The following is a 19,789-nucleotide window of genomic DNA, read 5'->3' on the forward strand; positions in this document are numbered from 1 at the left end:
CTAGTCTGAATCGCTGGCTATGTCATGACGGAAGGCGGGCTATGTCATGACGGGGGGCCGGCCGCTCTAAGCGCCGCAGTGCCGGTAGAGTTCTAACAGCAGCAACGGGCTGGGAAAGTTGAGGAGATACGGGTGGCGCATTTCGTGATCATGGGATGTGGCAGGGTGGGGGCGACACTGGCACACACACTGGAGGACGCCGGCCATTCCGTAGCCATCATCGACCAGGACGACCGTGCGTTCCGCCGGCTGCGCCAGGGGTTCACCGGCCGGAAAGTGACCGGGGTGGGCTTTGACCGGGACACCCTGATGCAGGCCGGAGTTGCCGATGCCTACGCCTTCGCCGCCGTTTCCAGTGGTGACAACTCCAATATCCTGGCCACCCGCGTGGCACGCGAGACCTTCCACGTCCCGCATGTCGTTGCCAGGATCTATGATCCCGGCCGGGCCGAGATCTACCAGCGGCTGGGCATCCCCACCGTCGCCGCGGTCCGCTGGAGCGCCGACCAGGTCCTGCGCCGTATCCTTCCGGAACAGCACCTTGCCGGTGATTTCCGTGAACCTTCCGGCCGCCTGGTGCTCGCCGAACTGGACCTCGACGCCGGCTGGATCGGCCGCCGGATCGGCGAGATCGAAAAGGCCGCAGACGTCCGGGTGGCGTACCTCACGCGTTTCGGTGAAGGCATGCTTCCCGACGCCGGGACCGCCTATCAGGACGGCGATACCGTGCACGCCATGCTGCCGGTGGACCGCAGTTCCCAGGTCAGCCAGGTCCTGGCCAAAGCACCCGTCAAGGAGTCGCAGTGAAAGTTGTTATCGTCGGCGCCGGCAGCGTCGGGTCATCGATCGCCAGGGAGCTGCTGTCCCACAAACATGAAATCCTGCTCATCGATCTTAAACCCGAAGTCATCGGCCGCAGCGGGCTCCGCGGGGCTCACTGGCTGGTGGGCGATGCCTGCGAACTCAGCACCCTGCAGGGGGCCAAGGTGGAGGACGCCGACGTCGTAGTCTCAGCCACCGGCGACGACAAAGTGAACCTGGTGGTCTCCCTCCTGGCCAAAACCGAATTCGGCGTGGGCCGCACCGTGGGCCGTGTCAACAATCCCAAGAACGACTGGATGTTCAACGACTCCTGGGGCGTGGACGTAGCCGTCAACACCCCGCAGCTCATGACCGCCCTGGTGGAGGAGGCTGTGGAGATCGGCGACCTGGTGCGGCTGCTCACGCTTCAGACCGGGGTGTCCTCCATCGTGGAGTTCACCGTCCCCCATGACTCCCATGCCATCGGCCTGACGGTGGGTGAGATCCAGTGGCCCGAGGACTCCACCCTGGTGGCGATCCTGCGCGACCACGCGCCCATTACACCCAGCCGGGATGACGTGATCGACGGCGGCGACGAGCTGTTCTTCGTCACTACCATCGCAGCGGGAGGATGAACTCCGCAGCCTCCTGTCGCCGGAGCAGGTAGAAGCCGCGGACCAGGCCGGACACCCCGAGGGGCTCCAGTCTGTTGACGCTCAGGTGGCCGAGGGTGACGGATTCGACGGCTGATCTGCGTCTGCGGCCGGAGCAGGCCGCGTGACAAGCCAGGCAATCCAGATGCCAAGGATGTACAGCGGGGCTCCCATAATGAGCCGCATAGTGGCCAGAGCCGCCAGCCCGTCCGTGCCCATCAGGTACAGGGGGACCTGGACCACGAGCCGGAGGCCCAGGACGGCGACGATGATCCAGGTGCCGAGGCGGTAAGCCTTCACACGCACAGGATCCTTGCGCCATTCAATGCCTTCGTTGCGGATGAAGCCGAACAGCAGCCCGGCCACCGGCCATTTGACGGCGATCGAAATGACCATGGCAAGGATATAGGCTGCGTTGGTGATGAACCCGGGCAGGTAGAAATCCTCGGCTTTTCCCGTGGTGTTCGCCAGCCACGCAGAGATCCCCACACCCACTACGCCGGCGAGAGCCTGGGTCAGCGGGCGCCGCTGCACCAACCGGACCACCGTAAACACGGCAGCCGAAGCCAGGGCAGCCACTAGTGACGGCGTCAGGTCCTGCGTGAGCGTGAAAGCGATCAGGAAAACCAGGCCGGGAAGGACGCTCTCCGCAATGCCCTGGATGCCGCCGGCGCTCCGGAGCACGTCGACCCGGCCGTCATGGGTCCGGTGAAGCCCCGCCTTCGCCGCGTAACCCTCCGCGAGTCCGGCCATGGTGGAAGGCTCCGGCTCGTGCCGGGGAGTCCCGGAGGCCGGCTCGGGCTGCTGGGGCGAGGTCATAGGTTCTCCTGGCGGGACAGTATCTCGTAGCGTGGATTGAACATCGTGGGCATACCGTGGCTTTGGGTGACCATACCCTCAAGCCGGATTTCGCTCCCGGCGTCGATGCCTGGAACCCGTCGGCGCCCCAGCCAGACAACCCGCAGCCTGCTGCGCCGTCCGGAGGCTGCCCGGGGGGCGGCCCGCTCGCTTTCGAGATCGGTCACCATGGCGGAAAACGCTGCCGTCTGGTCTGCCGGCATGTACGTGACCGATTCGATCTGCCCGTGGCACAGGGCGCGGCCCTTTTCCGGCAGCAGGCTGACCGGCACGCCGTGGTTGCCGGAAGGGCCCGGCCCGTACGGGGAATCAGCCAATCTGGGTGATCTCCGGGCCTCGTTCGGGCTCCTGGAAGTCAGGGGCGCCGGGCGGCGGAGTGACGGTGGCGTCCTTGGGAAGGCGAAGCTGCAGCAGGTCCCGGGGCGGCATCGGGCTGTCTCCCCGGATCACCACGATCTGGCGGAAAAGGGCCTCCAGTGGAGCTGCGGCCTCACGGTCCATTGCTGCGGCGCCGCCCAGGACCCCGCGCAGGAACCAGCGCGGGCCATCCACTCCGATGAAGCGGGCGACGCGGTAGCCCTGGCTTCCGTCGGAGGCGCCGGCGGGCAGCTTGGCGATGAGCTCGGGTCCGTACACGCCCTGGACTTCTTCGACCTGGCCGCCCTGGCTGCCCACGGACTGTCCGATCTGCTCCCTGATCTCATCCCACAGGCCCTCGGACTTGGGTGCGGCGAAGGCCTGCAGCTGCAGGCTTGAGCCGTCCAGATCCATCGTCACGGCCACCACACGCTGGGTGGCTTCCTCCACTTCAAGCCTCAACTGGAGTCCCTCGCTGGGGGCAACCAGCAGTGCGCCAAGATCAACGTAGCCGTCACGGCTGGAGATTTCGGAGACATCGAATGGCCCTGAAGCCCGGGGGCCGGCAATTGTTGCCGTGCCCTGCCCGGAATCTGTCAGATCCTCCAGTGCCCCGGAATCTTCCGCTCCGGCAACTTGATCCTTCTTGGCTTTCCTGCCGAGCCCAAAAACCATGGGGGGTCGTCTCCTTAGTTGTAAATATGCCTGGCCGGCCCGGAGGTCCCGCCACACGTCGTCGTCACCGAAGCCGGTAATGGCCCGCCGCGGGCGGGTTCAGGGGTTCGGGGCAGCGAATCCGCCGGTGGAGCCGAATCCCCCAGCACCGCGCACCGACCCGCTCAATTCGTTGACGGGGACAAACCGGGCGTACTCCACCCGCTGGATCACCATCTGTGCAATTCTATCGCCGCGCCGCAGCTCGATGGCATGGCGGGCGTCGGTATTCAGCAGGGTCACCGAAATCTCCCCACGATATCCCGCGTCCACTGTCCCGGGTGCATTGACAATGGTCAGCCCCTGCTTGGTGGCAAGTCCTGAACGCGGGTGGATCAGCGCTACATAGCCGTCCGGCAATGCAATGGCAACACCGGTGGGTACGAGCTTCCGCTCTCCGGGCTGCAGCACCACATCCTCACGGGCCCGCAGGTCCGCGCCCGCGTCGCCCGGGTGGGCGTAGGACGGAGCCTCCAGCCCCGGATCAAGCATCTTCAGCTGGACCTGCAGGGTCGGTGCCCCATAGGCTTCCTCGTTGCCGGACACAGTGGCCGGCGGTGCCCCGTCCGGAGCAGTTTCAACAGTGGCAAGTTCATCAGTCACAGTCACTCACTCTAACGCCCGCGAACAAATTCAGCCCAGACCGGCCTCCCCCGACCCAAGATGAAATAGCCACGGAAAGGTGGAAAGCTGGGGGCATGCCCGAATCAAGCTCCACCGCGCCTGTTCCCGAGACTCCTTCCGCCGCTGCCACCGTGATTTTCAGGGAAAAGCTGTGGCCCACCGTGGGAGTCTGGGTTATTGCAGCCGGCATCGCCGGCGCCGGGATCCTGGTGTTCGCACCGATCAGCATGCCCGCGGGATACACCGCGGCCGGAGTGCTCTTCGCGGTCATGGCTGTTCTGCTGGTGCTCTCCACGCCCGCCATCACTGTCACCGGGGATTCGCTCACGGTGGGCCGCGCCACCATCGAACGGAGGTTCGTCGGAACCGTCCAGCAGTTCCGTGGCAGGGAGGCAACCGCGGAACGCGGTACCCGCCTGAACGGGCTGGCCTACCTCTGCATCAGGGGATGGATAGATCCTGTCGTCAAGATAGAGATCACTGACCCGTCCGACCGCACTCCCTATTGGCTGGCTTCCTCCAGGCGCCCTGACGAGCTCACGGCTGCCCTGTCCTCCGACCGGGCCTGATCAGCCTTCGCATTCCTTGCAATAGAACCGTCCGTCCTTTTCGCGAGCGATCTGGGAACGGTGCCTGACCAGGAAGCAGGACGAACACGTGAATTCATCAGCCTGCGGCGGGACAACCAGGACGAGGAGTTCCTCACCTGACAGATCTGCTCCCGGAAGCTCGAAGCCTGCAGCCAGATCGCTTTCGTCCTCTTCCACCACAGCGGTGGGCTTATCCGACCGCCGCGACTTCAGCTCCTCCAGCGAATCCTCGTTGAGGTCTTCTTCGGACTTTCTCGGCGCATCGTAGTCGGTGGCCATTTCCCCTTAACCCCACTCCTGTCCATTCCCGGGTGCATCACCCTTGATAACGCCCGGCACCTCGCGTTTGTGCCCGCGTGGGGCACATCATTCCGCAAGCAGAAGCCAAAATCCAGAGCCAAACGCTGGCCTTCTCCGCCGTGGCCGGGCAATTCGCTCCAGGGCCCGGGCCCAAGGCCCGAAAGGGCCCCGGAATATCGCGGCGCGCCCTTGCTCCTAACCCAAAAACGTCTCGCCGGGTGGCAGAGTTTCGATTGATAGTAATGCCAGGGTGGAGGATTTGTATGCAGGATCTACGGCTTGTAGGCGTGCACGACGACGGAGCGCATCTCCTGTTGAGCGGTGCCGGCGGCGAGATGTTCCGGCTGCCGATCGATGAAGCACTGCGGGCGGCCAGCCGGCCTCCGGTTAAAGGAGCGGCGGCGGCCGCTCCCGTTCCCATGTCCCCGCGGGACATCCAGTCGAGGATCCGCAGCGGCGCCACCGCCGCGGATGTGGCTGAGCTTTCCGGGCTGCCCCTGGCAAAGGTCGAACGCTACGAGGGCCCGGTCCTTGCCGAACGGGAGTACGTTGCCCAGCAGGCGCGGAAATTGGAGGTGGCTTCACCGTCGCCCGGCCACGACACCTACCGCTCGGTCTTTGGTGACAATCCTGCGTCACTGAATGACATGGTGGCCCACCGGCTTTCGGCGTACGGCATTGAACCCTCTTCGGTGGAATGGGATTCCTGGCGGCGTCCGGATGGCAGCTGGACAGTTGCCGCGCGTTTCGAAGCGAAGTCCGGGGGCACATCCGGCATCGGTGAGGAACCGCCTGCACTCTGGACGTTCAGCCCCGCACGCAAGTCCTTGCAGAATGCCAACCGCTGGGCCCAGCAGCTCAGTGAGTTGGAGCCGCTGGACGGGCCGGTGCCGGCGCGCCGCCTTGCGGCCGTATCGGACCGGCCCTTCGACTTTGAAACGGATGCGGACGCGGCAGCAGCCCGCCACTCATCCGGACCCGCCTCACCGCACCCGGGCAAGGATGCCGACGGGCTCCTGGACATGCTCCGAGCCCGTCGCGGCCAGCGCCTCGGCGTTGACGAGGACGCTGACGATGCTCTTGCCCTTCTGTTGACCCACGGCGTCCCGGCGGCGCATCCCAGGCCATCGGAAGTCCCCGCCGAACCGGAACACCGCGAGACTGCACCGGCAGGCGCGGCCGGTACCGGCCAGGAAACGCCGGCCGCCCCGGCGGATCCGCTCACCCGCAGGCGCGAGGGCAGGCCATCGATGCTGTCACGGCTGAGCCTCATCCCGCCGCACAGGGAATTCCCGGATGACACGCTTAAACTGCACGACGGCGTCAGTACCGATACACGGGAGATCACCATTGTGGCGTCCCCGCTCCGCCCGGCCTCCCCCACTGCCACTTCACATGACACTGCCTCTTCGAATGCCAAAGCCCCTCCGAATGACACTGCAACACAGGGTGACATTGCCCCCGGGAAAGACGTGGCCCCTGGAAAGGACCCGGCCCGCCCGGAGACAGGAAACACGCCGCCGAGTGTTGGCCTTGACGAGCTGCTGGGCGGCGGCCAGAGGCGCACGGCCCGGCCGCCGGCCGCTGACGACAATGCCTCCGGCGCACGCAATGAGCGCGATGCCGACGTGCCGGAACGGCAGCCGGCCAGGCCCAAGCGCTCGAGCATTCCCACCTGGGATGAAATCGTGTTCGGGACCAGGGGCGACTGACCCTAGCCCGTGGTCCCGCCGGAGCCACGCCACAGGCAGGCATCCACCTCAAAAGGCAGGAGCTGGTCCTGCTGCGCCATCAGGTTGGCACCGTGTGCGGTCACACGCCGCATGTAGTGGCGGCGGCAGAGGGTTTCGTAGCCCACCACCGGCTCATGCCCCTCGCCCCCGGCGGCGGTCTGGTCGACGGCCATGTCCACGTCTCCGACCACCACCTGGGCACCTTCGATGACCATCACGCCATCGACCGTACGGGCGTTCTGTGTGGCCCGGCGCCCGCACCAGCACAGCGCTTCAACCTGGAGCACCTGGACCCGGTCGGCAAGTTCGATCAGCCGCTGCGAGCCGGGAAAAAGCCGCGTCCGGAAGTCCGCGGTGATTCCGAAAGCGAAAACGTCGACGTCGATCTCATCCACCACCCTGGCCAGCTGCTCCACCTGTTCCGGGGAATAGAACTGTGCCTCATCACAGATCAGGTAGTCCACCCGCTGGCCCCGCGTGCGCCGGTTGACCACCTCATCCCAGAAATCCATGCCGTCCACAACTTCCACGGCATCAGTTTCCAGGCCCAGCCGGCTCGATATCCTGGAACCGCCGGCGCGGTCGTTGCGGCTGAACCGTACGCCGCCCCGTCCCCTGGCACGGTGGTTGTAGTCCATCTGCAATGCCAGCGTGGACTTTCCGCAGTCCATGGTTCCCGAGAAGAACACCAGCTCAGCCACGTCCGGTCTTCCTGCCTTCCGCCCTGAAGCACAGCAGCGGGACTTCGCGTTCGGCCTTGGTCAGTGATCCGTGCTGGCCCACTACCTCCATCGCCGTCGGCCGCACGCGGCGGGTGTCATACAGGGCCAGGGTGTCCCTCGCCGCGATCATCACGTCGCCGATGCGGGGCCCGACGGCGGGGCGCAGCGGCCCGAAAAGCCCTCCGGCCAGGGCCTCCTCCCGGGTAAAGGCCCAGACCCTCTCGCCAAAGCGGGCCCGCCAGGCGTCCAGCAGGCGCTCACGGCCGGCGGCATCCGTTGCGTCTTCAAGGTAGAGGTGGACCATCCGGGGCTCCCCCGCCGTGTGCCGCACCCCGTCGATGAGCGCCGGATCCTCCGCGAAATCAATCCTCTGCTGCTCAGGAACATCAAGCATGCCGTGGTCCGCGGTGAGCAGCACCACTGTTCCGGCCGGAAGCGAGGCGTTGAGCCGCCTGACGGTGGCGTCGAGTTCTTCAAGCTGGTGTTCCCACTGTTCGGACTGGCATCCGTAACGGTGGCCGGCCTTATCCAGTTCGTTGACGTAGAAGTACATCAGTGACGGCGAATTGGCTGCCATGGCTTCGGCTGCAGCGGCGGTGCGTGCATGGGCTGTCGTGGCGGAGATGAAGCGCCCGCCGCGCAGCGCCGCCCGGGTCATGGGCGAGTTGCCGAATTGCGGGAGGCTGACAGTGGTCACATCAACCCATGCGGCGGCCCGTTCGAGCACCGTGGGAAATGGCTGCCAGGCCAGGGGATCCACTCCGGCATCCCAGTTGCCCAGCATGTTGACCACCTTGTCCTGGTCCGGGTCCAGGACGTCGAAACCCACCAGGCCGTGCTGGCCGGGCACCAGTCCCGTGCCGAAACTTGCGAGCGCCGCCGCAGTTGTGGAGGGAAACGTGGAGTCGAGCCATACAGGGACCTCACCCTGCCCTGCCTGCATGACGGAGCGCAGGAACGGTGTATGGGCCGACTTCTGCTTCAGCAGGCTCCGGCCCAGCCCGTCTGCCACGACAACGCAGACACGAGAAGCCCTGGGAAGCCCAAGGGTGTTGACGAAGCCCTCCACTCCCAGGCTCGCCGCCGCGCTGGTCAGCACCTCGGCGATGGACCGCTGGCCGAAGGCAGGGGCCGGCGGCAGGTTCACCGTCAGCGGGTTTCTGTCAGGCGGCACTGCAGTGATGGTTTTTCCTTGCTCCGGCATTTAGCGCTGCTGGTGTCCGCGGCTCAGGCGGTTTCCGAACACGCCGGCGCGGGGGCGGGGCTGGAGCGTCTGCCCCGCATGCAGCACGGGAGCGGTCGATCCGGTGTTCACTGCGCGGAGGGCGCGGGCGAAGAGTTTGGCGTCCTGGACTGCCTGGAGGCCGTCCGCCTCGGCGCTGATGCGCAGGACGATGTCCTCCTGGGCAATGGTGCCGCTGTAGCCGTGGTCCGCCTCGCACTGAGGATCGCCGCAGCTGGCCGGTCCCATGTCCAGCCTTTGGCCGCCGGACCACGCGATGGCCAGGGTGAGCTCCCGGACGGGGTCGGAGGGTTTGTAATTCTGCGGCTGGGCGTACATGTAGCTGAGTACAACCGAGCGGATCTGGGCGACGGGCACCGACTCGGTGGAGATTTGGGCGACGATCTGTTCGCCCGCTTCGTCGAGCTGCTGGTCGTCCACGTGGGTGATCACCAGCATGTCCGACGTCAGGACCAGAACCGTAATGTGGCGACGCACTTCGGCCCGGTCAAAGTGTGTCTCCAGGTGCACCAGATGGGCGACGCAGTCGCGGCCATCCAGGGCATCGTCAACCACGTCGGCCACAAGCCGGGGGTAGAAGCCTGCCTGCTGCAGCGCGCCGTCCAGGCTCTGGCCCTGCGCGCTGTGGCTGTGTGAGCTGTGGAGGCGGACTGCCTGGCTGTCATTGCCGGGCGTTGGGGGCACCGGCGTGGGAGGCTGTGAGCTCATTCCCCCATTTTCACAGATCGGCCGGGGACATGCTAACTGCCGCTAGCCCAGCATGGCGCGCCTGGCACTGTCCGTGCGGTGTGCCGGGTTCCCGATCCGGACGTCCGCCGCGAGGATGGCCACGCCCCGGGTTCCGCACAGCACGGGGTTGAATTCCACCAGCGCTATCTCCGGATGGTTGTCCTTCATCCATGCCATCCTGCCGGCGAGCTCCTCCAGGGCGGCAACGTCCACGGCAGGCAGGCCCTGGTAGCCAAAGAGCTTCCGTGCGGCCCGCGGAGCGCGGATGAAGTCCTTGACGTCGGCCGCTGAGAGCGGCGGCACCCGGTGCGCCCAGTCGTCCAGCAGGTTGACGGCATCACCGGCCAGCCCGAATGAGACCACCGGCCCAAGAAGCGGATCCTCAATGGCCCGGAAGGTGCAGGCCTGCCCGACGGGCGCCATGGACTGCACTTCCAGGGACGGCGAACCGTATGGCGACAGCGCCCGCCGCATCTGGACGATGTTCCGGCGCAGGGAGTCAGGGTCCTCGATGTCCAGGCGCACGCCGCCAAGGTCGAGCCGGTGGCGGAGGGACGGTTCGGTGGTTTTCAACGCCACAGGCCAGCCCAGCCTGTCCGCGGCGTCAACTGCCTGCTCCGCAGTGTCGAAGCCCACGGATGGCAGCACGTTGATGCCATAGTGCCCCAGGAGCGACGCCGCGGCATCCGTATCCAGCTGCATGAGCTGCTCCCCGTGGACGTCGCGGAGCAGCCCGTCAAGCTGGACCCGCGCACGTTCGGGGTGGCAGCCGGCCGGTTCCGCAAAATGGCCCTGGTCACGCGCGAGCCACTCCGCATACCTGACGACCGCCGCGAGCGCGGCCACGGCCGCTCCGGCGTTGGAGAAACACGGGACCGGCTGGTCCTCGCCGACCATGCCCTCGACATAAACCGACGGGTCCAGGATGCCCGTGAAGGCTGCCACCACCGGTTTACCGGCTTCAGCGGAGCATTCCGCCAGGACTTCGGCGATCTTCTCCACTGTCAGGCCCCTGGCCGGAAGCAGCGCCGCCACCATGGCGTGGACGGTGTCCGACGCGAGCACTGCCCGGAGACTGGCGCGCAGGGCCGGCAGCGCGAGGGACATGCCGGCGTCGAGATCCACATCGGTGACCACCCGCTCAACCCCCAGGCCGTGCGCGGAGGCGCTGTCCGCCACCACCTTGCCGAGCGCCAGGGAATTACTGAAGACGGCCAGGTCCGGGCCCGCAGGCAGGGGCTGGCCTGACACGATCTGGGCCACGTCCGCCAGCTGTTCGACGGTCTCCACCCGGATCACGCCGGCCTGGCGCATCATGGCATCCAGGGCGCCGGCAGGCGCCTGCGTGGTCCGGACAGCGTGGCCCGGCGGCAGCCGCAGCCCCATCGACTCCGACTTGGCAACGATCACCGGTTTGGTGCGGGCAAGCCGCCGCGCGAGACGGGAAAACTTGCGGGGGTTCCCGATCGACTCCAGGTAGAGCCCCACCGCGGTGGTGTCGGCGTCGTCCTCCCAGAACTGCATCATGTCATTGCCCGATACATCTGCCCTGTTTCCGGCGGAGAGGAAGGTGGATAACCCCAGCCTGCGCCGGCTGGATGCGGCGTAGAGGGAAACGCCGATCGCCGCGGACTGGCTGAAAAGCCCCAGGCCCCCGCGCGGCGGCAACGTGGGCGCCATTGACGCGTTCAATGACACCTCGGGATGGGCGTTGAGGATGCCAAGTGAGGCCGGCCCGATGACCCGCATGCCGTTGGCACGCGCCTTCCGGACCAGGTCCCGCTGGCGCGCGAGGCCGCGTTCGCCGTCGTCCGCGAACCCTGCCGAGACGATCACCATTCCCTTTACTCCCGCCGCGGCGCAGTCGTCCGCCACGGTGGAAACTTCCTCGTACGGGACTGCAATGACGGCCAGCTGGACCGGCTCGGGAACGTCGGAGAGCCGGGCAAAGGACAGCATCCCCGCGAGCTCCAGGGCCTCCGGGTTGATGGCATAGACGGGACCCGGGAAGCCTCCTTCAACGATGTGCTCCAGCAGCTGGTAGCCGACGGTCCCCCAGCTGCGGCTGGCACCGATGACAGCCACGGACGACGGCGCCAGCAGGTCACGCACGCTCCTCGCCTCTGCGCGGTGCTCGCGCGATTCCATGACGGCGCGGGATTTCTCCGTGGGATCGATGTCGAACTCCAGGCTGACCACGCCGTCGTCGAAGTGGCGTTTGACGTCATACCCGGCGTCGGAGAACACCATGAGCATTTTCCGGTTCTCGGGCAGCACCTCGGCGCTGAACCGGCGGATCCCGTTTTCATGGGCGGCGGCGGCCAGGTGTTCCAGGAGGATCGAACCGAGGCCACGGCCCTGGTGGGCATCTGCGATGTTGAAGGCGACCTCCGCCTCTTCGGGATCATCAAGCCTGTCGTAACGGCCGATACCAATGATTTCACCGCCGATGGTGATCACGAAGGCCACCCGGTCCTTGTGGTCCACTTCGGTGAAGCGCTTGAGTTCCTTGCTGGACAGCCTGGCCTTGAACGCAAAGAAGCGCATGTAGATTGAATTCTGCGACTGTCCTGTGTGGAAGGCCTGGACGGCGTCAGCATCCGCGGGCCGGATCGGCCTCAGGTGGGCGGTTCCGCCGTCCCTGAGGACGACATCGGCCTCCCAATGTTCCGGATATAAGCTGTCCCCGGGCCGATCCACCATAGGCTTAGCCTAGTCAAAAACTCCCGCAGCACACCCCCAGCGCTGACACCAGTACCCCCAGAAGGATTTACCAGCCCCATGGCCCGCCGCCAAAGTCCAGCCCCCGCAGTGGATTCCAGCCAGGATTACACCGAGAACATCGTGGACATCGACGTCACGTCCGAGATGGAAGGCTCCTTCCTGGAGTATGCCTACTCGGTGATCTACTCCCGGGCGCTGCCAGATGCCCGGGACGGCCTCAAGCCGGTCCAGCGCCGCATTCTCTACATGATGAGCGAGATGGGCTTGCGCCCGGACCGCGGCCACGTCAAGAGTGCCCGGGTGGTGGGCGAGGTGATGGGCAAGCTCCACCCCCACGGAGACACGGCGATCTACGATGCCCTGGTCCGCATGGCCCAGGACTTTTCGCTGCGGCTGCCGCTCATTGACGGGCACGGCAACTTCGGATCGCTCGACGACGGCCCGGCGGCTCCCCGCTACACCGAGGCCCGCCTGGCGGCTGCCGCGCTGACGCTCACCGACCACCTTGACGAAGACGTGGTGGACTTTGTCCCGAACTACGACAACCAGCTGACCCAGCCCGATGTGCTCCCGGCAGCCTTCCCCAACCTGCTGGTCAACGGGGCCACGGGCATCGCCGTCGGAATGGCCACCAATATGGCCCCCCACAATCTGGTCGAGGTCATCTCCGCCGCCCGGCACCTGATTGCCCATCCGGACGCGACGCTCGATGACCTCATGCGGTTCGTTCCGGGACCCGACCTGCCCACAGGCGGACGCATTGTGGGGCTGGACGGGATCCGCGATGCCTATGCCACCGGACGCGGCTCGTTCAAGACCCGGGCGAAGGTGGAGGTCGAGCAGCTTTCGGCCCGCCGCACAGGCCTCGTGGTCACGGAACTGCCGTACATGGTGGGGCCGGAAAAGGTCATCGAGAAAATCAAGGACGCCGTCAACGGCAAAAAGCTGACAGGCATCAGCGACATCGTTGACCTGACCGACCGCAAGCACGGCCTGCGTCTGGTCATCGAACTCAAGAACGGGTTCAACCCTAATGCCGTGCTCCAGCAGCTCTACCGCTACTCCCCCATGGAAGACTCCTTCGGTATCAACAATGTGACGCTGGTGGACGGGCAGCCGCAGACCCTGGGGCTGGTGGAGCTGCTCTCCGTCTACGTGGGCCACAGGATCGACGTCGTGCGGCGCCGGACCGCCTTCCGGCTGGGCAGGAAGAAGGACCGCCTTCACCTCGTGGAGGGCCTCCTCATTGCCATCGTGGACATTGACGAGGTCATCCAGATCATCCGTTCCTCCGACGAAGCTGCCGCCGCCCGGGTTCGGCTGATGTCCATTTACGACCTCTCGGAGATCCAGGCGAACTACATCCTGGAACTCCGGCTCCGCCAGCTGACCAAGTACTCGCGGATCGAGCTGGAGAAGGAACAGGATGAGCTGCGCCGCGAGATCGCGGAGCTTGAGGCGATCCTTGGATCGGAGCAGCGGCTGCGCGAGCTCGTATCCGATGAGCTGGGCGAGATTGCCGAAAAGTACGGCACCCCGCGCCGTACCGTGCTGCTGGAATCGGAAGCTGTCTCTCCCACCGTGGCAGCTGCGCTGGCGGCGTCCAACGGCAAGGGCAAGGCCGCCCCGCTGGCGCTGGAGATCGCCGACGATCCCTGCTGGGCGATCCTGACGGCATCCGGCCAGGTGGCGCGCACCTCCAACCAGGAGGCCCTTGCCGAGTCCGGCCCCCGGTCAAAGCACGACGTCTTCCTGTCAGTGGTGAGGACCTCCGCGCGCGGGGAAATCGCCGGCGTCACGTCCCAGGGGCGCATGTTGCGCCTGCAGGTGATGGACATGCCGGTGCTGCCCCCGATGTCAGGTCTGCCCAACCTTGCCGGCGGCGTCCCGGCGAAGGATTTCATCACACTGCTGAAAGGCGAATCGCTCGTCGCGTTTGCCCCGCTTGATGAGGTCCTGGCCATCGGAACCGCGCAGGGTGTGGTCAAGCGCGTGCAACCCGACTATCCGCTGAACCGCGAGGACTGGGAAATCATCGCCCTCAAAGACAAGGACTCGGTGGTGGGCGTGGCCCCGGCCGGTTCCGAGGACACTGATCTGGTGTTTCTGACCCGGCAGGCGCAGCTGCTCAGGTTCGGCGCTGCCCAGGTCCGGCCGCAAGGCCGGACTGCCGGCGGCATGGCAGGCATCAAGCTGTCCGATGACGACCAGGTGCTCTTCTTCAGCGCCGTGAAGCCAGAGGACGACGCCGCCGTGGTGGTCACCATCGCAGGCACCACCGGCGCCCTGCCCGGGACAGCCCCGGGAACCGCGAAAGTGACGGCGTTCTCCGAATACCCTGCCAAAGGCCGTGCCACGGCAGGCGTCCGCGCGCACAGGTTCCTCAAGGGCGAGGACACGCTGTTGCTGGCCTGGGCCGGACACGGTCCGGCGAAGGCGTCATCGCTCGCCGGCGTCGCCCGGTCCCTGCCGCAGGAGCACGGAAGGCGCGACGGCTCCGGCATTCCGCTGTCCCAGCCCGTGGAGGTGGTGGGACCTGCCATGGCGTGGCTGGATCAGGCCCCGCCGGATCCGGCCTAGACTGCTGCCATGCCAATCGTTCCTGATGAAAAAGACTGGACGTGGGTGCTTTCCCGGCAGTGCCCCCAGTGCTCGTTTGACTCCTCCACCGCTACCCCTGCGACGGTGGCGAGGACTGTGCAGAACCTGCTCCCGCGCTGGCGGGCAGTCCTCCGGCGGCCTGACGTTGCCGAGCGTCCGGACGAGGACACCTGGTCAGCTTTGGAGTACGCCTGCCACGTCCGCGATGTCTTCAGTGTCTTTGACCAGCGACTGAACCTCATGCTGGACAGTGACGGGGCCCGGTTTGAGAACTGGGACCAGGACCTGACAGCTACCGAAAAGGGCTATGCCAACGCCGATCCGGCCGTGGTCAGCGCCGAGCTGACCGCCGAAGGCATGCAGGTCGCGGAGTCGTTTGCCGGTACCCGCGAGGCGGAGTGGGGACGGAAGGGACTGCGGAGCAACGGCTCCGAATTCACAGTCCTGACGCTGGCACAGTATTTCCTGCACGACGTCGTCCACCACCTCCACGACGTGGATGGCTAGACTGTGGACGGCTAGTTGCCTGATGGCTAGTTGCCGGATCGCCAGTCGCGGGACGGCCACTCTAGGAACGCGCAGGAGATGAGCCGGCCGGGGAGCATCATCCCGCTGCCAGGGCAGCTTCCCGACGCTCCGAGGCTCCCGGGAGTTCCAGCCGGGCGTCGTCCGGGTCGATGTCATCCGGATTGTGCGTCACCAGCACCACCGTGCGGTCTTTCAGCCCGGCCCGGAGGTCCGCAAGCATGGCGCGGCCTGCCTCGGCGTCCAGATGGGCTGTTGGTTCATCGAGCAGGATCACTTCCGCTCCGGTCATCAGGGTCCGGGCGACTGCCAGGCGTTGGCGTTCGCCTCCGCTGAGGAAGGATCCCCCCGGTCCGATCCGGGTGTCCAGCCCTGCAGGCAGCCGCGACACCAGTCCGCTGAGTCCGACGGCGGCCACCGCCGCTTCCAGCTGCCGGTCAGGGGACTCGGCCGTCGCTGGTCCGGGGCGTCCGAGAAGAAGGTTGCCCCGGAGCGTGGAGTCGAAGAGATGGGCCTCCTGCGGACACCAGGCAGCGGTACCCGTGACCCGTACACTGCCGCCGGACGCGGGAAGGAAACCAAGCAGGACAGAAAGCAACGTGGATTTCCCGCCACCGGACGGACCCGTGACAGCCAGCCAGCGACCGGGGGCGGCTTCCGCGGACACGTCAGAAAACACCGCTGTGCCGCCAGGCCATGCCGCCCCGGCATTCGTCAGCTCGACGCCCGGGGCCCCGCCCGCGCGGGCCGGGACATCCTGTAACCCGTCCCCCTGCGGATCAGCAGAACGGCTCCTGCCGGACGTTCCGTCTCCCAGCACTCCCGATTCCGTAATCCGGCGCAGCACTGTCCGGAGAGCCGGAAACTGGCGCACCGCCGTCGTCATGGCCGCATAGGGTTCAACGAGCGCCAGCTGGAGCAGGACAATAACGGCGGCGGTGGCGGGCGGAAGGGCACCGCCGATCACCTGCGGCGCCGCCAGCACAGCGCTGGCCAGGGCGGCCGTTCCGCAGGCCGCGGTGGTGATGGCCTGGCCGAGGCCCTCCGCCCAGGCGGAGCGTTGCGCAGCCCCGGTGGCGGCACGGTCCTGCCTTTGCAGCCCGGTGAGGACGGCGCGGGCGACGCCGTTCGCGTGAAGCTCCGCCCGCGCGTCGAGTGCCGCAGATGCGCTGCGGAGGACCCGGGACCGCAGGTTCTGTTCAGCGGCGGCGGACATCCTGTCGCCCCACAGGGCGGCGGCCGGGGCCACGAGCACGCTCACAGCCGCGGCAGCAGCGATGGCCGGAAAGGCCGCCGGAACCAGCACAGCTGTGCCCGCCAGTGCCCCTACGGCAACGGCCACGGCTGTCAGCGGCGGCAGGACCACGCGCGGGAGCAGGTCACGGACTGTGTCGACGTCGTCAATCACCGTGCCCAGGACGTTGCCGCCCTGCAGCAGCCGCCGGAGCGACAGCGCGCGCCGGCTCAATGCTTCCCAGAGCGTGCCCCGCAGCCTGGTCAGGGCAGCGAAAACGGAGTCATGCAGCAGGAGCCGTTCCCAGTAGCGGAGGACTGCACGCCCGATCCCGAAGAAGCGGACCCCGACGATCGCGGTGAGCAGGTAGAGGATCGGGGGCTGCTCGGCAGCCCTGATGATGAGCCAACCGGACAGTCCGGACAGGGCGACGGCGAATATGGCCGCCAGGATCCCCACCACGGCGGCTCCGGAGAAACGTCCGGCAACCGGTGCGAGCAGCCGGGCCAGGAGACGGAAAGTCGGGGCGTGCCGCTGCTCCTCTTCGACGGACCCGTTCGACGCCGGCTCGATCCGAGGCGGCGAAGCCTCCTCCGTCATGGCGTGGCTAGCAACGTATGCCTCAGGCTGGGGCTCTGGCCGCGTAAGGCCCCGGGGAGAGACGGGAACCAAGTGGTCGGCCAGCGCACGGGTCTGGGCGTCGTGTGCCACCAGGATGACCGTGACGCGTCCGCGGAGGGCAAGGATTGCCTGCTGCACCTTCGCCGCCGATGCTCCATCCAGGTGCGCGGTGGGTTCATCGAGAAGGAGCACCGTTGCCCCTGCCCTGATTCGTGCAAGGCCCCGCGCCAGGGCCACGCGGCGCAGCTCGCCCGGACTCAGTTCGGCCGGGTGCTTTCCCGCAAGATGCCCGGCAGCGGCTTCGGACAGGCACAGCCGGGCATCGGCCTCGGCAGTTTTGGCAGAGGCCTCTGTCGTCTCTGTTCCGGCAGTCTCTGTTCCGGCCGTCAGATAAAGCAGGACCTCATCCAGGACGGTATCCGCGACCATGACCGGATGCTGCGGCACCCAGGCGACAGCGCCGCGGTTGAGGCCCGAGATCCGGCCCGTGACGGACGTTCCGGCACCGTTCCCCACGGTTCCGGCCAGGACGCCCAGGACGGTGCTCTTGCCGGCCCCGCTGGGACCGTCCAGGGCAGTGATTTCGCCATGCGGCGCTGTGAAAGCAATGGGCCCGACGGCGGGAACAGACCGCCCGGGAAAGGTGACGGTCAGCTCCGTGACAGTCACTCCGGCGGAGGTCGCGGAAAGCCGGGGGCCGCCGTCGTCCGCTACCGCATTGTCCGGCGTTCCGTCGCCGCCGGACAGCGCCTGCGGTTCCGGCGCGTTCGTGACTGCCCTGGTCTCGGCGAGCGCAGCCCTGCCGTCATCGCTCGCGTGGTGCGCGGTCCCGAGTTCACGGAGGGGCAGGTAGCAGTCCGGAGCCAGGATCAAAGCCAGGAGACCGGCCTCCAGCGCCATCTCGCCGTGCACCAGGCGTACGCCGATGAAGACCGCCACCACGGCCACGGAAATCGTCGCGATCAGCTCAAGCGCCAGCGCTGACAGGAAGGCGGTGCGCAGGGTGGCCATGGTTTTGGACCGGTACTGCTGCGAGATTTCCTCCAGTGCCTTGCGCTGCGCCGTGGCACGCCCGAGGCCGACCAGGACGGGCAGACCCTTGGCCAGCTCCAGCATGTGGGCGGACAACCGGCCAAGGGTGGCCTGCGCCTCCTGGACGTTCTCCTGTGTGTAGCGGCCGATCAGAACCATGAACAGCGGAACAAGCGGAACCGTGAGGACGATGACGAGGGCGCTGACCCAGTCGGCGAACAGGATCCGCGCCCCAAGCAGCAGCGGAATGGCCGCGCAGTTCACCAGCGCGGGAAGGAACTGGGTGTAGTAACTGTCCAGCGCGTCCAGGCCGCGGGTGGCCAGCACTGCGAGCCCGCCATCCGCCGGACCCGTGCCCCGTGCACCGTTCCGGAGTGCGTAGTCCAGCAGGCCGGAGCGGAGTTCCTCTTTGATTCCCAATGCAGCCCGCCGTGCAGCGATTCCCTGGGCCCAGACGGTGGCCGACCTGAGGGCAACGCCTGCCAGTCCCCAGCCAAGCTGGTCGGGCCAGGCGGGGTCAGCCGTGGCCAACCCTGCCAGCATGGACGCGACAGCCTGGCCCATCAGGACGAGGGACAGGGCCTTCAGGGCCGCCAGGAGGCCAAGCCAATAGACGGCTGAGCGGGTGGCGGGTCCGGCCGGGACCTGCGGGCGCACGGCGGTCAGCCCTTCGTGGTGAAGGCCTTGGCGGCAACGGCCGGCAGGAAGCTGTGCGCCTCCGGGATGTGGCTGGCACTGACGCGGCGCCGGAACACCCAGTACGTCCAGGCCTGGTAGGCGATGACCAGCGGCAGGCCTACCGCGGCCACGATGCTCATCAGGCCCAGGGTGTAGTCGGACGAGGAGGCGTTGGAGATGGTGAGGTCGAACGCGGGATTGAGCGTGGAGGGCAGCACCACCGGGAATACGGCCCCGAAGATGGAGGCACTGCCGAGCAGCAGGAATCCTCCCAGCGCCATGAAAGCCCTCCCCTCGGCGCCTTGGCGGGCCAGCATCCAGGCCGCCGAGGCGGCCAGGACGGCAAGTGCTGCGAGTGCCCAGGTCCAGGGCTTGCCATCCAGGAGCTGGATGCTGAGGGCCCAGCCTGCCATGGGGAGCAGCAGCAGCGGAAGCAGCCGGACGAACCAGCGGCGGGCCCGGTGGCGGATGTCGCCGTCGGTCTTCAATGCCAGGAACGCCAGCGCGTGAAGGAGCGAGAACCCGGCCACGGCCAGTCCACCGACCACTGCATAGCCGCTGAACCACGAGAACGGGCCGCCTTCGCGGTCGCCGTTGGCATTCAGCGGCAGTCCAGTGGTGGTCAGTGCGAGGGCGGCGCCCACGCCGAAGGCGGCAACGAGGGAGCCCAGGGCAATGGCCCAGTCCCAGCGGGCGCGCCAGCTCTCGGTGTCCACCTTGCCGCGGTATTCGAAGGCCACCGCACGGAAGATGAGGGCCACGAGCACCAGCAGCAGCGGCAGGTACAGGCCGGAGAACAACGAGGCGTACCAGAGCGGGAAAGCCGCGAACGTTGCCCCCGCGGCGGTCAGGAGCCACACCTCGTTGCCGTCCCAGACGGGACCGATGGTGTTCAGCAGCACCCGGCGTTCGGTGTTGTTCCGGGCGAAGAGCTTCATCAGCATCCCCACACCGAGGTCGAAGCCCTCAAGGAAGAGATAGCCGGTCCACAGCACAGCGATGGCAATGAACCAGATGGTGGGCAGCAGTTCCATGTCCAATATCCTCTGC

The 19,789-nt window shown here is 67.0% G+C and carries 15 protein-coding genes and 2 pseudogenes; 6 read left to right on the forward strand and 11 right to left on the reverse strand.

The genetic code is table 11. From position 1 onward, the window contains the following. Positions 1-120 precede the first annotated feature (120 nt). Positions 121-807: pseudogene (locus tag QFZ40_RS11830) on the forward strand (potassium channel family protein); the annotation flags it as partial. Beyond that, positions 804-1,551, forward strand: a pseudogene (locus QFZ40_RS11835) (potassium channel family protein). The pseudogenes QFZ40_RS11830 and QFZ40_RS11835, both read left to right, overlap by 4 nt. Here QFZ40_RS11835 and QFZ40_RS11840 read toward each other — a convergent pair. The 4 genes from QFZ40_RS11840 to dut form a co-directional block, all read right to left on the reverse strand. After that, the gene (locus QFZ40_RS11840) at positions 1,518-2,273 is read right to left on the reverse strand and encodes a DUF3159 domain-containing protein (protein ID WP_306904563.1); all 756 of its coding nucleotides are present in this window, start codon (positions 2,271-2,273) and stop codon (positions 1,518-1,520) included. The pseudogene QFZ40_RS11835 and the gene QFZ40_RS11840 overlap by 34 nt on opposite strands. Continuing rightward, positions 2,270-2,629 carry a hypothetical protein gene (locus QFZ40_RS11845; RefSeq protein WP_306904564.1) on the reverse strand — a complete coding sequence of 120 codons (360 nt, stop codon included), beginning with the start codon at positions 2,627-2,629 and terminating at the stop codon, positions 2,270-2,272. Before QFZ40_RS11845 ends, QFZ40_RS11840 begins: the two co-directional genes overlap by 4 nt. Next, on the reverse strand, positions 2,622-3,344 hold the full coding sequence (locus QFZ40_RS11850; RefSeq protein WP_306904565.1) for a DUF3710 domain-containing protein: 723 nt from the start codon (positions 3,342-3,344) through the stop codon (positions 2,622-2,624). The genes QFZ40_RS11845 and QFZ40_RS11850 overlap by 8 nt, the downstream gene beginning before the upstream one ends. 99 nt (positions 3,345-3,443) lie before the next feature. Next, positions 3,444-3,986, reverse strand: a complete 543-nt coding sequence (gene dut, locus QFZ40_RS11855) for a dUTP diphosphatase (RefSeq protein ID WP_373427428.1) — start codon at positions 3,984-3,986, stop codon at positions 3,444-3,446. A gap of 95 nt (positions 3,987-4,081) precedes the next feature. On the opposite strand from dut, the gene QFZ40_RS11860 reads away from it, so the two are divergent. Further along, complete coding sequence (locus QFZ40_RS11860) at positions 4,082-4,576, forward strand: DUF3093 domain-containing protein (protein WP_306904566.1); 495 nt, start codon at positions 4,082-4,084, stop codon at positions 4,574-4,576. Here the strand turns inward: QFZ40_RS11860 and QFZ40_RS11865 are convergent, their stop codons facing one another. After that, positions 4,577-4,876, reverse strand: a complete 300-nt coding sequence (locus QFZ40_RS11865) for a DUF4193 domain-containing protein (RefSeq protein WP_306904567.1) — start codon at positions 4,874-4,876, stop codon at positions 4,577-4,579. 284 nt (positions 4,877-5,160) lie between these two features. Between QFZ40_RS11865 and sepH the strand changes: the two genes are divergently transcribed. Next, the gene (sepH, locus tag QFZ40_RS11870; RefSeq protein ID WP_306904568.1) at positions 5,161-6,609 is read left to right on the forward strand and encodes a septation protein SepH; all 1,449 of its coding nucleotides are present in this window, start codon (positions 5,161-5,163) and stop codon (positions 6,607-6,609) included. 2 nt (positions 6,610-6,611) lie between these two features. Here the strand turns inward: sepH and QFZ40_RS11875 are convergent, their stop codons facing one another. Genes QFZ40_RS11875 through QFZ40_RS11890 form a run of 4 tightly spaced genes read right to left on the reverse strand, consistent with a single transcriptional unit; the run spans position 6,612 to position 12,027 of the window. Beyond that, positions 6,612-7,331, reverse strand: a complete 720-nt coding sequence (locus QFZ40_RS11875; protein ID WP_306904569.1) for a thymidine kinase — start codon at positions 7,329-7,331, stop codon at positions 6,612-6,614. Continuing rightward, the gene (locus tag QFZ40_RS11880) at positions 7,324-8,556 is read right to left on the reverse strand and encodes an alkaline phosphatase family protein (RefSeq protein WP_306904570.1); all 1,233 of its coding nucleotides are present in this window, start codon (positions 8,554-8,556) and stop codon (positions 7,324-7,326) included. The genes QFZ40_RS11875 and QFZ40_RS11880 overlap by 8 nt, the downstream gene beginning before the upstream one ends. Next, positions 8,557-9,303 (reverse strand): DUF5998 family protein, encoded by a 747-nt coding sequence (locus tag QFZ40_RS11885; RefSeq protein ID WP_306904571.1) that lies wholly within the window; start codon positions 9,301-9,303, stop codon positions 8,557-8,559. A 42-nt stretch (positions 9,304-9,345) separates the two neighbouring features. Further along, positions 9,346-12,027 (reverse strand): bifunctional acetate--CoA ligase family protein/GNAT family N-acetyltransferase, encoded by a 2,682-nt coding sequence (locus QFZ40_RS11890; protein WP_306904573.1) that lies wholly within the window; start codon positions 12,025-12,027, stop codon positions 9,346-9,348. A gap of 78 nt (positions 12,028-12,105) precedes the next feature. Between QFZ40_RS11890 and QFZ40_RS11895 the strand changes: the two genes are divergently transcribed. Next, a complete protein-coding gene (locus tag QFZ40_RS11895; protein WP_306904574.1) occupies positions 12,106-14,628 on the forward strand; it encodes a DNA gyrase/topoisomerase IV subunit A in 2,523 nt (840 codons plus the stop codon). 9 nt (positions 14,629-14,637) lie between these two features. Next, the gene (locus QFZ40_RS11900) at positions 14,638-15,156 is read left to right on the forward strand and encodes a DinB family protein (RefSeq protein ID WP_306904575.1); all 519 of its coding nucleotides are present in this window, start codon (positions 14,638-14,640) and stop codon (positions 15,154-15,156) included. 97 nt (positions 15,157-15,253) lie between these two features. Here the strand turns inward: QFZ40_RS11900 and cydD are convergent, their stop codons facing one another. Both cydD and cydB read right to left on the reverse strand, forming a co-directional pair. Next, on the reverse strand, positions 15,254-18,718 hold the full coding sequence (gene cydD / locus QFZ40_RS11905) for a thiol reductant ABC exporter subunit CydD (RefSeq protein ID WP_306904577.1): 3,465 nt from the start codon (positions 18,716-18,718) through the stop codon (positions 15,254-15,256). 5 nt (positions 18,719-18,723) lie between these two features. Then, entirely contained in the window at positions 18,724-19,773 is a 1,050-nt protein-coding gene (gene cydB, locus QFZ40_RS11910; protein ID WP_306904578.1) for a cytochrome d ubiquinol oxidase subunit II, read from the reverse strand. Between the last annotated feature and the right edge of the window lie 16 nt (positions 19,774-19,789).

This window comes from Arthrobacter pascens (genome assembly GCF_030816475.1).
Lineage (GTDB): Bacteria > Actinomycetota > Actinomycetes > Actinomycetales > Micrococcaceae > Arthrobacter > Arthrobacter pascens_B.